The following is a 14,311-nucleotide window of genomic DNA, read 5'->3' as shown; positions in this document are numbered from 1 at the left end:
GCTCGACGCCGGCCGGCAACGCGCGCGCCTGCGCGCGGCGCTGCTGCCGGTGCTCGGCGAACGCGGCCTGTGGCTGGCCCGGCTCAATCCCGACTGGCGCTACGCCGACCGCGGCGGCGCGGCCGCGCAGGAAACGGCCGATCCGTCCACGCAGGCCGAACAGGTCTGGCACGAAGGCAGCTTCGAACAACGCCAGGCGCTGTTCGCGCAGTTGCGCGCGGCCGATCCGGCGCGGGCGCGCGCGCTGTTGCAGGCGCAACTGGGCGAACTGCCGGCGAAGGAGCGCGCCGCGTTCGTCGCCGAACTCGACGCCGGCCTGAGCCTCGACGACGAAGCGCTGCTGGCCGGCCTGCTCAAGGACCGCGGCCGCGAGGTGCGCCGCTTCGCCGCCGCGCTGCTGGCGCGCCTGCCGCAGTCGGCGCACGCGCAGCGCCTGCGCGCATGGCTGGCGCCGCTGGTGACTCAGGAGCGCGCCTTGCTGGTCAAGCGCTGGGTGCTCGACGCACCGCAAGCCGCCGACCCCGAGTGGGCGTCCGCCGCCATCGATCCCGCCCGGCCGCAGAACGACGCGCTCGGCGAGCGCGCGTGGTGGCTGTATCAGCTGGTGCGGCAGGTGCCGCTGCGCTGGTGGTGCGAGCACACCGGCATGGACGCGCCCGCGCTGCTGGCGTGGGCGGACAAGAGCGACTGGAAGGAGGCGCTGCACCGCGGCTGGCTCGAACGCATCCACCGCGACGACGGCGACTGGGCCGCGGCCATGCTCGACGCGCCCGGCCGCGCCTTCCACGGTCATCACGCCGGCTTGCTAGGCCTGCTGCCGCCGGCGCAGCGCGTGCGCCATTGGCCGAGCAGCTTCGAGCTGCTGTGCCGCAGCGGCCGCTTCGACGAAGTGGTCGGCTCGTGCGCGCCGGGCCAGTGGCTGCCGCTGGACTATTCGCGATCGCTCGCCGCCGGCCTGGAACGGGCCGGCGAGGCCCTGCGCCAGGACTGGAGCCTGCGCCAGAACGCGCAATCGCTGCTGGAAGTGCTGCACCCGCAGGCGCTGCACGGCTGGCGCGCGCCGCCGCGCGGGCCCGACGACACCCCGGCCCTGGCCGATTGCCTGGCCGGCCTGGAGCGCACCGCGCAGGTGCGCGGGCTGCTGCACGCCTGAGCCGTCTCTTTCGATTCCCATCTATTTACACGGAGTTCCGATGACCGCCGTCCTGCGCCAACACGCCGAAATCCAGTTCGCCGAAGAGCTCGAACAACTGGCCAAGGCCGACGACCGCCAGCGTCCCGCCAACTGGAAGCTGTCGCCGTGGGCGGTGGTGACCTATCTGATCGGCGGCAAGCTCGACAACGGTTTCGAGGTCAGCGCCAAGTACATCGGCAACCGCCGGCTGATGGAGATCGCGGTGGCCACCGTCGCCACCGACCGCGCGCTGCTGCTGTTCGGCGTGCCGGGCACCGCCAAGTCGTGGGTGTCCGAACACCTCAGCGCGGCGATCAGCGGCGATTCGACGATGCTGATCCAGGGCACCGCCGGCACCAGCGAGGAGCAGATCCGCTACGGCTGGAACTACGCGCAGTTGCTGGCGCACGGGCCCGGCGAGAACGCGCTGGTGCCCAGCCCGATGATGAACGCTATGAAGCTCGGCAAGATCGCCCGGGTCGAGGAGCTGACCCGCATTCCCGCCGACGTGCAGGACACGCTGATCACCGTGCTGTCGGAGAAGACCTTGCCGGTGCCGGAGCTCGGCAGCGAAGTGCAGGCCGCGCGCGGCTTCAGCGTCATCGCCACCGCCAACAACCGCGACAAGGGCGTCAACGAACTGTCCAGCGCGCTCAAGCGCCGCTTCAACACGGTGATCCTGCCGGTGCCGTCGAGCGAGGAGGAGGAAGTCTCGATCGTGGTCAAGCGCGTGCACGAACTCGGCCGCGCCCTGGAACTGCCGGCCGAGCCGCCGGCGCTGAAGGAAGTGGCGCGGATCGTGCGCATCTTCCGCGAACTGCGCAACGGCCAGACCGAGGACGGCAAGTCCAAGCTCAAGAGCCCGAGCTCGACGCTTTCCACCGCCGAGGCGATTTCGGTGATCAACAACGGCATGGCCCTGGCCGGGCACTTCGGCGACGGCGTGCTGCGTCCGGCCGACATGGCCGCGGGCATGATCGGCGCGGTGGTCAAGGATCCGGTGCAGGACCAGGTGGTGTGGACGGAGTATCTGGAAACCGTGGTCAAGGAACGCGCCGAGTGGAAGGATCTCTACCGCGCCTTCCGCGAACAGCTCTGAGCGCGGCATGAGCGCCGCGCTGCATTACTTCGGCATCCGCCACCACGGCCCGGGCTGCGCGCGCAGCCTGCGCAAGGCCCTGGACGCGCTGCGACCGGACTGCGTGCTGATCGAAGGCCCGGCCGGCGCCGAGGCGCTGGCGGTCGAGCATCTGCGCGATCCGGGCCTGCAGCCGCCGGTGGCGCTGCTGTCCTACGGCGCCGACGATCCGCAACTGGCCGTGTTCCACCCTTACGCCGAGTTTTCGCCGGAATGGCAGGCGATGCGCTGGGCGGCGCAGCACGGCGCGGCGCTGCGTTTCATCGACGTGCCGGCCGGCGCCAGCCTGGCCTGGCAGCGCGCGCGCCACGAACGCTTGGCCGGCGGCGAACCCGCGCCGGCGGCGGACGAGGGCGAAGCGCCGCAGGAACTGGCCGACGACGCGACGGCTGCGCAAGCGGCGACCGACGAAAGCGCGGTTGCCGAAGCGAGCGAGCCGGCCGCCGCCGAGCATCGCGAACCGCACCAGGACCCGCTCGACTGGCTCGCCCACGCCGCCGGTTACGCCGACGGCGAGAGCTGGTGGAACCACATGGTCGAAGAGCGCGGCGACGGCGAAGGCCTGTTCGAGGCCATCGCCGCGGCGATGGGCGAACTGCGCGAGAACGCCGAACTGCGCAATGGCCTGGACCCGCACGAGGAAGCTTTGCGCGAAGCGCATATGCGCAGCGGCATCCGCGAAGCGGCCAAACAAGGCTTCGAACGCATCGCCGTGGTCTGCGGCGCCTGGCACGTGCCGGCGCTGACCGGCAAGGCCACCGCCGCGGCCGACAAGGCCTTGCTCAAGGACCTGCCCAAGCTCAAGTCCGCCGCGACCTGGGTGCCGTGGACCTATCGCCACCTCAGCAGCGCCAGCGGCTACGGCGCCGGCATCGATTCGCCGGGCTGGTACGAACACCTGTGGCGCAACGGCGGTGGCGACGCGCGCACGGTCGGCTGGTTCGCGCGGGTCGCGCGGGTGCTGCGCGAGCACGCGCTGGACTGCTCGTCCGCGCACCTGATCGAAGCCGCGCGCCTGGCCGACACCCTGGCCGCGTTGCGCGAGCGCCCGGCGCCAAGCCTGGACGAACTCAACGAAGCCACCCTGAGCATCCTGTGCAACGGCGACGCCGCGCCGATGCGGCTGATCGAGCAGGCGCTGATGATCGGCGAACGCATCGGCTCGGTGCCCGAGTCGGTGCCGACCGTGCCGCTGCAGCGCGACCTGGAAGCCCAGCGCAAGCGCCTGCGGCTCAAGCCCGAAGCGCTGGGCAAGCCGCTGGAACTCGACCTTCGCAACGACACCGACCTGCAGCGCAGCGAACTGCTGCACCGGTTGCTGCTGCTCGACATCGGCTGGGGCCGGCTCGGCGGCGCCGGGCGCTCGCGCGGCAGTTTCCGCGAGGTGTGGGAACTGGCCTGGCAGCCGGCGTTCGAGATCGAGCTGATCGTCGCCAGCCGCTATGGCCAGAGCGTGGAACAGGCCGCGACCGCGCGCGCGATCGAGCGCGCGCGCCAGGCCGAACGCCTGCCGGATCTCTCGCGCCTGATCGACCGCGTGCTGCTGGCGAACCTGCCCGGCGCGGTCGAAGCGGTGGCGGCCGAACTGCAGGCGCGCGCCGCGGTCGACGCCGACCCGCTGTCGCTGCTGGCCGCGCTGCCGGCGCTGGCCAACGTGCAGCGCTACGGCAACGTGCGCAACACCGACGCGGCGCAGGTGCGGCATCTGTTCGACGGCATGCTCGCGCGCGCCTGCATCGGCCTGACCCTGGCGTTGGGCGGCCTCGACGAAGAAGCCGCCGGCGATGCGCGCGAGACCTTGCTCTCCGCCGACCGCGCGGTAGAGCTGCGAGACGACGAAGCCCAGGCCGCGGCCTGGCGCGGCGCGCTGCGCCAGCTCGCGCTGTCCGCGAGCGCCACGCCGCTGCTGCGCGGCCTCGCCACCCGGCTGCTGTTCGACGCCGCCGCGTTCGACGGCGAAGCGGTGGCGCGCGAACTCAGCCTGAATCTGTCACAAGGTTCCGAACCGCTGCAGGCGGCGCAATGGCTCGACGGCTTCCTCAACCGCAACGCCGCGGTGCTGCTGCACGACGACGCGGTGTGGGCGCTGATCGACGGCTGGATCTCGCACCTGGGCCACGAGCATTTCCTGCGCGTGGTGCCGCTGCTGCGGCGCAGCTTTGCCGAGTTCGAGGCCGCCGACCGGCGCGACCTCGGCGCGCGGGTCAAGCGCCCGCTCGGCGCGGCGCCGGCGCAGGCGGCGCAATCGACCTGGGACGCCGCCCGCGCGGCGCGCGCGCTGCCGCTGCTGCGCGAACTGTTCGGCCTGAGCGCCGTGGGAGACGCGCATGAGCGCTGAAACGAACGCCGACGCGGTTGCGGCCGGCGACGCCGGCGCGACGCCGCCGAGCACGCGCGAGCAGCGCTGGCGCATGGTCCTGGGCAGCGAAGCCCAGGACAGTTGCGGCGCGCTCGGCGCCGGCCTGTCGCCGATGGACGCGGCCCTGGCGGCGCTGTACGAGCCGACCGGCCCGGGCGGCTTGTCGCGGCGCGGCGGCCGCGGCGGTTCGGCGCCGAACGTGGCGCGCTGGCTCGGCGACATCCGCAAGTACTTTCCGGCCAGCGTGGTCCAGGTCATGCAGCGCGACGCCCTGCAACGCCTGGACCTGCGCCAGATGCTGCTGGAAAAGGAAATGCTCGAAGGCATCCAGCCCGACGTGCACATGGTCGCCAACCTGGTCTCGCTGTCGGGCGTGATTCCCGCCGAAACCAAGGAGACCGCGCGGCTGGTGGTGCGGCGCGTGGTCGAGGAACTGATGCGCAAGCTCGAAGAGCCGATGCGCTCGGCGGTGACCGGCGCGCTCGACCGCGCCCGCCGCACGCGCCGTCCGCGCCACGCCGAGATCGACTGGAACCGCACGATCCGCGCCAACCTCAAGCATTGGCAGCCCGAGTACAACACCGTCATCCCGCAGCAGTTGATCGGCTACGGCCGCAAGTCGCGGCGGCCGCAGCGCGAGATCACCCTGTGCATCGACCAGAGCGGCTCGATGGCCGCCTCGGTGGTGTACTCGAGCATCTTCGGCGCTGTGATGGCCTCGCTGCCGGCGGTGGCGACGCGGCTGGTGGTGTTCGACACCGCGGTGGTCGACATGACCGAGCAACTCGACGACCCGGTCGACCTGCTGTTCGGCGTCCAGCTCGGCGGCGGCACCGACATCCACGGCGCGGTGGCCTATTGCCAGGGCCTGATCCGCGAGCCGCGCAACAGCATCCTGGTGCTGATCTCGGACCTGTACGAAGGCGGCGTGGAAGCCAAGCTGCTCGCGCGCGCGCAGGAACTGGTCGAAGCCGGCGTGCAGTTCATCGTGCTGCTGGCGCTGAGCGACGAAGGCCGGCCGGCCTACGACCAATCGCTGGCGGCGAAGCTGGCCGCGCTGGGCGTGCCGTCGTTCGCATGCACGCCCGATGCGTTCCCGGGCCTGATGGCCGCGGCGATCCGCCGCGACGATGTTACTCAGTGGGCGGCGGGCAACGGGTTGGTGCCGACGCGGGCGCAGGAGTAGCGCGCGTCCCCCAGTTCCGACGAAACCTGCCGCGGAACGCCCCTGTAGGAGCGACGCAAGTCGCGACCGCGAATCCGCAAGTGCGACGGAACTTGCGCAGTAGTTGCGGATTCGCGGTCGCGACTTGCGTCGCTCCTACAGGGGGCGAACCCGCATTTCGTGTGGGCGAAAACGCGAAAGGCCCGGGCGAACGCCCGGGCCTTTGCGCACGCGGACGGCTTCAGACCGCCTTCTTCGCCGCCAATTGCCGCAGCACGTAATGCAGGATGCCGCCATGACGGAAGTACTCCACTTCCTTCGGGGTCAGCAACAGCACCTTGGCTTCGAACTTGGTCTCGCTGCCGTCGGCCTTCTTCGCCGTCACCGTCGCGGTCTTGGCCTTGCCGTCGTCGAGCCCGGTCACGCTGACCACTTCCGAGCCGTCCAGGCCCAGGCTCTGCGCGTTCTCGCCGTCCTGGAACTGCAGCGGCAGCACGCCCATGCCGACCAGATTGGAGCGGTGGATGCGCTCGAAGCTTTCGGCGATCACCGCCTTGACCCCGAGCAGGTTGGTGCCCTTGGCCGCCCAGTCGCGCGAGGAGCCGGTGCCGTATTCCTTGCCGGCGAACACCACCAGCGGCACGCCGTCGGCCTTGTACTTCATCGCCGCGTCATAGATGGCGAGCTTTTCCGGCGCCGTGCCGTCCTTGCCGTAATACAGCGTGTTGCCGCCTTCCTCGCCGCCGAACATCAGGTTCTTGATGCGGATGTTGGCGAAGGTGCCGCGCACCATCACATCGTCGTTGCCGCGGCGCGAGCCGTAGCTGTTGAAGTCCGCCGGCTGCACGCCGCGCGAGATCAGGAAGCGGCCCGCCGGCGAATCCTTCTTGATGTTGCCGGCCGGCGAGATGTGGTCGGTGGTGATCGAGTCGCCGAACACGCCCATGACCCGCGCGCCGTGGACGTCGTCGATGCTGCCGACCTGCATGGTCATGCCGTCGAAGTAGGGCGGGTTCTTGATGTAGGTCGAGGACTCTTGCCACTGGAACGATTCGCCGTCGGGCGAGGCGATCTGGTTCCAGCGCGTATCGCCCTTGAACACGTCGGCGTAGTTCTGCGCGAACAGCTCCGGGCCGACGGTCGCGGCGATGGTGTCGCCGATCTCCTTGTTGCTCGGCCAGATGTCGCGCAGGAACACGTCCTTGCCATCCGCGCTCTTGCCGATGGGCTCCCGGGTCAGGTCGATGTTGACCGTGCCGGCGATCGCGTAGGCCACCACCAGCGGCGGCGAGGCCAGGTAGTTGGCCTTGACTTCCGGATGCACGCGGCCTTCGAAGTTGCGGTTGCCCGACAGCACGGAGGCGACCACCAGTTCGTTCTCGGCGATGCCCTTGGACACTTCGTCCGGCAGCGGGCCGGAATTGCCGATGCAGGTGGTGCAGCCGTAGCCGACCACGTAGAAGCCGAGCTTCTCCAGGTCGTCGAGCACGCCGGCCTTCTTGAGGTAGTCGGTCACTACCAGCGAGCCCGGGCCGAGCGAGGTCTTGACCCACGGCTTGGACTTCAGGCCCAGGCGCGCGGCGTTGCGCGCGAGCAGGCCGGCGCCGAGCATCACCGCCGGGTTGGAGGTATTGGTGCAGGAGGTGATCGCGGCGATCACCACCGAACCGTCGGACAGCTCGGCGTCCTGGTCCTGGATGCGGATCTTCGACACCGGCTTGGCCGCCAGCTGGCTCGCCTGCGGCTGGTCGCCGCCTTCGCCCTTGAGTTCCTCGATGGCGCAGCCCACGCCCTTGGGCTTGCGGTTGGCGACCAGCGGGCCGAGGTTTTCCTGGAAGTTGCTGTGCACGTTTTCGAGCAGCACGCGGTCCTGCGGGCGCTTCGGACCGGCCAGCGACGGCTTGACGTCGCCCAGGTCGAGTTCGAGCGTGGCCGAGTACTCGGCGTGCGGCTGGCCCGGCTCGTGCCACAGGCCCTGGGCCTTGGCGTAAGCCTCGACCAGGGCGATCTGCTCGTCGCCGCGGCCGGACAGGCGCAGGTAGTTCAGCGACTCGGCGTCGATCGGGAAGATGCCGCAGGTCGCGCCGTATTCCGGCGCCATGTTGGCGATGGTCGCGCGGTCGGCCAGCGGCAGGTGCTGCAGGCCGTCGCCGTAGAACTCGACGAACTTGCCGACCACGCCGTGCTTGCGCAGCATCTGGGTCACGGTCAGCACCAGGTCGGTGGCGGTGCTGCCTTCGGGCAGCTTGCCGCTCAGCTTGAAGCCGACCACTTGCGGAATCAGCATCGACGAGGGCTGGCCGAGCATCGCCGCTTCGGCCTCGATGCCGCCCACGCCCCAGCCGAGCACGCCGATGCCGTTGATCATCGTGGTGTGGCTGTCGGTGCCGAACACGGTGTCGGGGAAGGCCTGCAGCTCGCTCTTGCCGTCATGGGTCTGGACTTCGCGGCCCATGACCACGCGGGCGAGGTTCTCCAGGTTCACCTGGTGGACGATGCCGGTGTTCGGCGGCACCACCTTGAAGTTCTCGAACGACTTCTGGCCCCAGCGCAGGAAGCTGTAGCGCTCCTTGTTGCGCTCGAACTCGATCTTGCCGTTGAGGTCGAGCGCGTCGGGGCGGCCGAACACGTCGACCTGGACCGAATGATCGATGACCAGTTCCGACGGGATCAGCGGATTGATCTGCCTGGCGTTGCCGCCGAGCTTGCCGACCGCGTCGCGCATCGCTGCCAGGTCGACCACGCAGGGCACGCCGGTGAAATCCTGCAGGACCACGCGCGCGGGCATGAACGCGATCTCGGTGTCGGGTTCCTTCTTCGGCTCCCATCGCGCCACCGCTTCGATGTGCTCCTTGCCGACCGTGGCGCCGCCGTCCTCATGGCGCAGCAGGTTCTCCAGCAGGATCTTCATCGAGTAGGGCAGGCGGGCGATGTCGAAGCGCTCGCCCAGGACCGGCAGGCTGAAGTAGGTGTAGTCGCGGCCGTCGACGGACAGCTGGCGGCGGGTGGAAAATGAGTCGCTCATGCGTTGAACTCCTGTGGAGGTGCTGGCGCGCGCCTCGCGCCGGGCGAAGCGCTGCTTGCGATGGACCGGCGGCGCAGTGCGTGGCGGGTCGGTGGGCCGGATTATCCACCACTTGCCGCCGCGGCGCTGTGCACGGCGCGTCGAGGAAAGCGCGCCGCGGCGGCCGGGACCGGCGCGCCCGGCGTCATTTCGCCAAGCCCTGCCAAGTGGTCTTCAGCATCTGCAGGAACTCTTCGGCCGCCGCGGACAACACAGCGTTGCGCCGGCGCACGATGCCGATGGTGCGCGAGACCACCGGGTGCTCGAGCGGACGGGTGACCAGGATCGGATGCTCGTGCTGCGGCGTCGCCATCCGCGGCAGCACCGAAATGCCGACGCCGGCCTCGACCATGCCCAGCGAGGTCGACAGGTGTGTCACTTCGAAGAACCAGCTGAGCTTGAGGTTCTCGCGCGCCAGCGCGCCGTCGAGCAGGATGCGGTTGCCGCTGGTGCGGTGCACGGTGATCAGGCGGTGGCTGGACAGGTCGGTCCAGGTCACCTTGCGCTTGCGCGCCAGCGGGTGGTCGCGGCGGCAGGCCAGCACGAACGGGTCTTCGACCAGCACGTCGAAGTTCAGCTCCGGGTCGGACGCGCCCATGAAGTTGATGCCGAACTCGACCTCGCCGCGCTCCACCGCCTGCAAGCCCTCGGTGGCGGACAGGTCGAGGATGCGGAAGCGCACCTTGGGATGCTGCTCGTGGAAGCGCGCGATCACGCTGGGCAGGAAGTAGAACGCCGCGGTCGGCAGGCAGGCGATGGTGACCTGGCTGCCGCGGCCGTCGTCGATCCCGCGCGCGGCGAACAGCGAGCCGTCGAACTCCTCGAGCATGCGCCGCACCAGCGGCAGCAGGTTCTGCCCGACCGCGGTCAGCGACACGCTGCGGGTGGTGCGTTCCAGCAGCGGCGCGCCGACCGCTTCCTCCAGCTTCTGGATGCGCCGGCTCAGCGCGGGCTGGGAAACATGCAGCGCGTCGGCGGCGCGGTGGAAGCTGCGGGTCTCGCTGACGGTGAGGAAAGCGCGCAGGTCGAGGATTTCGCAATTGATGCTCATATCGGATCAATCCTTCGAAAATTAGCATTTCACAGATAAATTCGGCCGTGCCAGCATCGAATCACTGGATCAAATTGATCCGAAATAGGTATCAATCCGTGGGCTCGATGTCCAGCGACCTGTCAAGCGTGCCGTGCGTCCTGATGCGGGGCGGGACCTCCAAGGGGCCGTTCTTCCTGGCCGACGACCTGCCGGCCGAGCCCGCGCTGCGCGACGCCTTCCTGGTCGATGTGATGGGCGCCGGGCATCCGCTGCAGATCGACGGCATCGGCGGCGGCAATCCGCTGTCGAGCAAGGTCGCCATCGTCGGCCGCGCCTCGCGCGCCGACGCCGACGTGGACTATCTGTTCGCCCAGGTGCGGGTCGAGCAGCGGCTGGTCGACACCACGCCCAACTGCGGCAACATGCTCGCCGCGGTGGCGCCGTTCGCGATCGAGGCCGGGTTGATCGCGGCGCGGCACCCGCAGACCCAGGTGCGCATCCACAACGTCAACACCGGCAAGGTCGTCGTCGCCACGGTGCAGACGCCGGGCGGGCGGGTGAAGTATCGCGGCGATACCGCCATCGCCGGCGCGCCCGGCACCGGCAGTCCGATCCCGCTGACGTTCCTCGACGCGGCCGGCGCCCGTACCGGCCGCCTGCTGCCCACCGGCCGGCCGAGCGAACGCATCGACGGCATCGAGGTGAGCTGCATCGACTGCGCCATACCGATGGTGTTGCTGCCCGCCCAAGCCTTCGGCCTGCGCGGCGACGAGGCGCCGGCGCAACTGGACGCCGACGCGGCGCTGTTGCGGCGCCTGGAAAAGATACGCATCGAAGCCGGCCACCGCATGGGCATCGCCGATGCCGCCGAGCGCGTCATTCCCAAGCCCGTGCTGCTGTCGCCGCCTGCGCACGGAGGCACGCTTCAAGTGCGTTATTTCATGCCGCAGCGCTGCCACGGCGCGCTGGCGATCACCGGCGCGGTCGGCATCGCGACGGCCTGCGCCACCGCGGGAACCGTGGCCCAGTCGATGCTCGGCGAACACGATCTCGCCAGGCCGGTCCGGCTTGAGCATCCTAGCGGCAGCCTGGACGTGCGGCTGGAGCGCGCGGCGGACGACGGTTCCATCGTCGCCAGCGTGGTGCGGACCGCGCGGCGCCTGCTGGAAGGGCGCGTGTTCACCTCGCTGGCGCTCGAGCGCGACGCCGCGAGCGCGTGGATCACCGCGGCTTGAACGAACAACAAGAAACCGTTCGAACCAACAACAAGAACCACTCGAACCAACAACAAGAAACCGCTCGAACGAACACCAAGCACCACAAGCCGGTCCGTACGCGGGCCTGCAGCAGTAAACGACATCCTGGGAGGGATCGATGTTCAGCAAGAAATTCATCGCCGCAGCCGCTACCGTCCTGGTAGCGGCGGCCGCGGCGCTGGCCGGCTGCGGCCAAGGCGACATCGTCGGCGGCGAACGCAGGCCGGTGCGCATCAGCGTGGGGTCCTACAACCTCAACAACCTGCCGTTCTTCGTCGCCGACGCCAAGGGCTATTTCGCCGAGGCCGGCGTGCAGGTGCGCACCGAGAACTTCGCCCAGGGCGGGTCGAAGGTGCTGCAGGCGCTGGTGGCCGGTTCCACCGACGTGGCGGTGGGGTTCTACGACCACACCATCCAGATGCAGGCCAAGCACAAGGACGTCTCCGCGTTCGTGCTGCTGTCGCGCAACTCCGGGCTGGTGCTGGCCGGGCGCAACGACACCCGCTTCGATCCGAAGCAGCCGCAGTCCATTCGCGGCCTCAAGATCGGCATCACCGCGCCGGGCTCGTCGTCGGACTTCTTCGTCCGCCACTTCCTCTCGCGCCACGGCATCGACGAAAACGCGGTGTCGATCATCGGCGTGGGCTCCGGCGCGGCCGCGGTGGCGGCGCTGCAGCAGGGCAAGGTCGATCTGCTGGTGAACTACGACCCCGCGGCGACGCTGATCGAGTCGCGCGGCATCGGCCGGATCCTGATCGATGCGCGCAGCGACCAGGGCGCGCGCGAGGTGTACGGCGGCCTGTATCCGACCTCGGTGCTGTACGCGCAGACCGCGTTCCTGGACAAGCACCCGCAGGTGGCCGAGCGCATCGCCCGCGCCCAGCTCAAGGCGCTGCGCTTCATCGAGCAGACCCCGCCCGAGCAGATCGTCGCGGCGCTGCCGGACCGCTACGTGTCCGGCGACCGCGCCGCCTACGCCCTGGCGGTGGCCCGCGCCAAGGCGATCTTCTCGCGCGACGGCCGTTTCGTGGCGGCGGACCTGCAGACGCCGCTGGCGGTCCTGCGCGAGTTCGACCGCAGCGTCGCCGGCGCCAGGATCGACCTGGACAAGACCTACACCAACCGCTTCGTCGACGACGCGCTCGCCGCGTCGTCGCGCTGACCGATCGGAGGGCGCGTCATGGCCACTACCGCCACAGTGCGACAACTTCACGACGCTCCGGCCGGCGCCGGCGCCGGCGCCGACACCCTGGTGGCGATCGAGCGGATCACCATGTCGTTCGGCGACTTCACCGCGGTGCGCGAAGTCGACATCCAGGTCGGCGACGGCGAGTTCCTCGCCATCGTCGGCCCGACCGGCTGCGGCAAGAGCACCATCCTCAACGCGGTGGCCGGCCTGCTGACGCCGGCCCAGGGCCGCATCGCCATCGACGGCAAGCCGGTCAAGGGCGTGCAGGAAAGCGTGGGCTACCTGTTCCAGCAGGATGCGCTGCTGCCGTGGAAGACCGCGCTGCAGAACGTCGAGCTCGGCCTGCGCTTCCGCGGCGTGGCGGCGGCCGAACGCGAGGACAGGGCGCGCCGCTGGCTGGCCAAGGTGGGCCTGGCCGGGTTCGAGGCGCGCTATCCGCACCAACTGTCCGGCGGCCAGCGAAAACGCGTGCAGATGGCCCAGGCCTTGATCGTCGAGCCCAAGGTGATCCTGATGGACGAGCCGTTCTCGGCCCTGGACATCCACACCCGGCATCTGATGCAGAACGAGTTGCTGCGCTTGTGGCAGGAGCAGCGCCGCTCGGTGATGTTGATCACCCACGACCTGGAAGAGGCCATCGCCCTGGGCGACCGCGTGGTGGTGCTGTCGGCCGGCCCGTCCAGCCGGGTTGTGGAGAGCTTCCGGGTGCCGCTGGACCGTCCGCGCGATGTCGCGGAAATCAAGCTCGACCCGCGTTTCATCGATCTGTACCGCGACATCTGGGCCTGCCTGCGCGGCGAAGTGGAGAAGACCTATGCGCAACAACGTGACTGACCGCATCGTGCAACTGTCGCTGGTCGTGGTGCTGTTCGGCGGCTGGCAGGCCGGCGTATCGGCGCAGTGGATCGACCCGTTCTTCTTCCCGGCGCCGCTGGCGATCGCGCGGCAGGCCTGGGATTGGCTGTCGGATCCCGGGTTCTACCAGCACGTCGCGATCACCCTGGCCGAAACCGGACTGGGCTACGTGATCGGCACCACCCTGGGCGTGGCCGGCGGCGTGTGGCTGGGCCTGAGCCGGCGTTCGGCGCGCATCCTCGATCCCTTCATCAAGGGCTTCAACGCGATTCCGCGCGTGGTGCTGGCGCCGATCTTCGTGCTGTGGCTGGGCCTGGGCCTGTGGTCGAAGGTGGCGCTGGCGGTGACGCTGGTGTTCTTCACCACCTTCTTCAATGCGATGCAGGGCGTGCGCGAGGTCAACCCGACGGTGCTGGCCAATGCGCGCATCCTCGGCGCCGGCCGCGGCGACCTGCTGCGGCACGTGTATTTCCCGGCCGCGGCGAGCTGGATCCTGTCGTCGCTGCGGACCTCGGTCGGCTTCGCGGTGGTCGGCGCGATCATCGGCGAATACCTGGGCGCTTCGGCGGGGCTGGGCTATCTGATCGCCCAGGCCGAGGGCAACTTCAACGCGGTCGGCGTGTTCGCCGGCATCGCCATCCTGGCGGTGTTCGTGCTGCTGATCGACGCCTTGCTCGATCTCGCTGAGAACCGCCTGATCTCGTGGCGCCCGAACGCGGCGCGCGAGAGCGCCTGAGCCCGGCGCCGGGCCCCTCGCGGCGTCGCGCCGCGACGGGCCTCCACCTTCCTTAGCCGCGGATCGGTCGATCGACACGCATCCTGGCGCGCCGCGCGCCAGCGGCGTCCTGCTGCCTGGAGAAACCCGTGACGAATCGTTTTCGCCCGCATCCGATCGCGCTCGCGACGCTCATCGCCGCCGCCGGCGCCAGCGGCGAGGCCGCCGCGCAAACGCCCGACAGCGCCGAACTGCTGCGGCTGGTGCAGGCGCAAGCCGAGAGGATCGAACGCCTGGAGCGGCGCCTGGCCGCGGTGGAGGGCGGGGCGGCCGCGGCCGACGCGCCGAAGCCGGCGCCGGCCG

11 protein-coding genes are annotated in these 14,311 nt (G+C 70.0%); 9 read left to right on the top strand and 2 right to left on the bottom strand.

Going from position 1 to position 14,311, the window contains the following annotated elements; genetic code table 11:
• The 4 genes from A7A76_RS06830 to A7A76_RS06815 all read left to right on the top strand — a co-directional run.
• On the top strand, nt 1-1,153 hold a 1,153-nt coding region (locus A7A76_RS06830; protein WP_206410484.1), incomplete at its 5' end, for a DUF5691 domain-containing protein.
• Nucleotides 1,154-1,193: 40 nt separating this feature from the next.
• Entirely contained in the window at nt 1,194-2,273 is a 1,080-nt protein-coding gene (locus A7A76_RS06825) for an ATP-binding protein (protein WP_206410483.1), read from the top strand.
• A 7-nt stretch (nt 2,274-2,280) separates the two neighbouring features.
• A complete protein-coding gene (locus A7A76_RS06820; RefSeq protein WP_206410482.1) occupies nt 2,281-4,650 on the top strand; it encodes a DUF5682 family protein in 2,370 nt (789 codons plus the stop codon).
• A complete protein-coding gene (locus A7A76_RS06815) occupies nt 4,640-5,857 on the top strand; it encodes a VWA domain-containing protein (RefSeq protein WP_206410481.1) in 1,218 nt (405 codons plus the stop codon). Before A7A76_RS06820 ends, A7A76_RS06815 begins: the two co-directional genes overlap by 11 nt.
• Nucleotides 5,858-6,077: 220 nt before the next feature.
• On the opposite strand, the gene acnA is transcribed toward A7A76_RS06815, so the two are convergent.
• Nucleotides 6,078-8,861 carry an aconitate hydratase AcnA gene (gene acnA / locus A7A76_RS06810; protein WP_206410480.1) on the bottom strand — a complete coding sequence of 928 codons (2,784 nt, stop codon included), beginning with the start codon at nt 8,859-8,861 and terminating at the stop codon, nt 6,078-6,080.
• A gap of 184 nt (nt 8,862-9,045) precedes the next feature.
• Nucleotides 9,046-9,951 carry a LysR family transcriptional regulator gene (locus A7A76_RS06805; RefSeq protein WP_123647974.1) on the bottom strand — a complete coding sequence of 302 codons (906 nt, stop codon included), beginning with the start codon at nt 9,949-9,951 and terminating at the stop codon, nt 9,046-9,048.
• Nucleotides 9,952-10,058: 107 nt separating this feature from the next.
• Here A7A76_RS06805 and A7A76_RS06800 point away from each other — a divergent pair, with 107 nt between their 5' ends.
• The 5 genes from A7A76_RS06800 to A7A76_RS06780 all read left to right on the top strand — a co-directional run.
• The gene (locus tag A7A76_RS06800) at nt 10,059-11,168 is read left to right on the top strand and encodes a 4-oxalomesaconate tautomerase (protein ID WP_206410479.1); all 1,110 of its coding nucleotides are present in this window, start codon (nt 10,059-10,061) and stop codon (nt 11,166-11,168) included.
• Nucleotides 11,169-11,307: 139 nt separating this feature from the next.
• Nucleotides 11,308-12,351, top strand: a complete 1,044-nt coding sequence (locus A7A76_RS06795) for an ABC transporter substrate-binding protein (RefSeq protein WP_206410478.1) — start codon at nt 11,308-11,310, stop codon at nt 12,349-12,351.
• An 18-nt stretch (nt 12,352-12,369) separates the two neighbouring features.
• Complete coding sequence (locus A7A76_RS06790; RefSeq protein ID WP_206410477.1) at nt 12,370-13,212, top strand: ABC transporter ATP-binding protein; 843 nt, start codon at nt 12,370-12,372, stop codon at nt 13,210-13,212.
• Nucleotides 13,193-13,969 (top strand): ABC transporter permease, encoded by a 777-nt coding sequence (locus A7A76_RS06785; RefSeq protein ID WP_123647978.1) that lies wholly within the window; start codon nt 13,193-13,195, stop codon nt 13,967-13,969. Before A7A76_RS06790 ends, A7A76_RS06785 begins: the two co-directional genes overlap by 20 nt.
• Before the next feature lie 128 nt (nt 13,970-14,097).
• On the top strand, nt 14,098-14,311 hold a 214-nt coding region (locus A7A76_RS06780; RefSeq protein ID WP_206410476.1), incomplete at its 3' end, for a hypothetical protein.

This window comes from Lysobacter enzymogenes (assembly GCF_017168095.1).
In the GTDB taxonomy this organism is placed as follows: Bacteria; Pseudomonadota; Gammaproteobacteria; order Xanthomonadales; family Xanthomonadaceae; genus Lysobacter; species Lysobacter enzymogenes_D.
The sequence above is the reverse complement of the archived record's forward strand: the minus strand, read 5'-3'. Positions and strand labels throughout refer to the sequence as shown.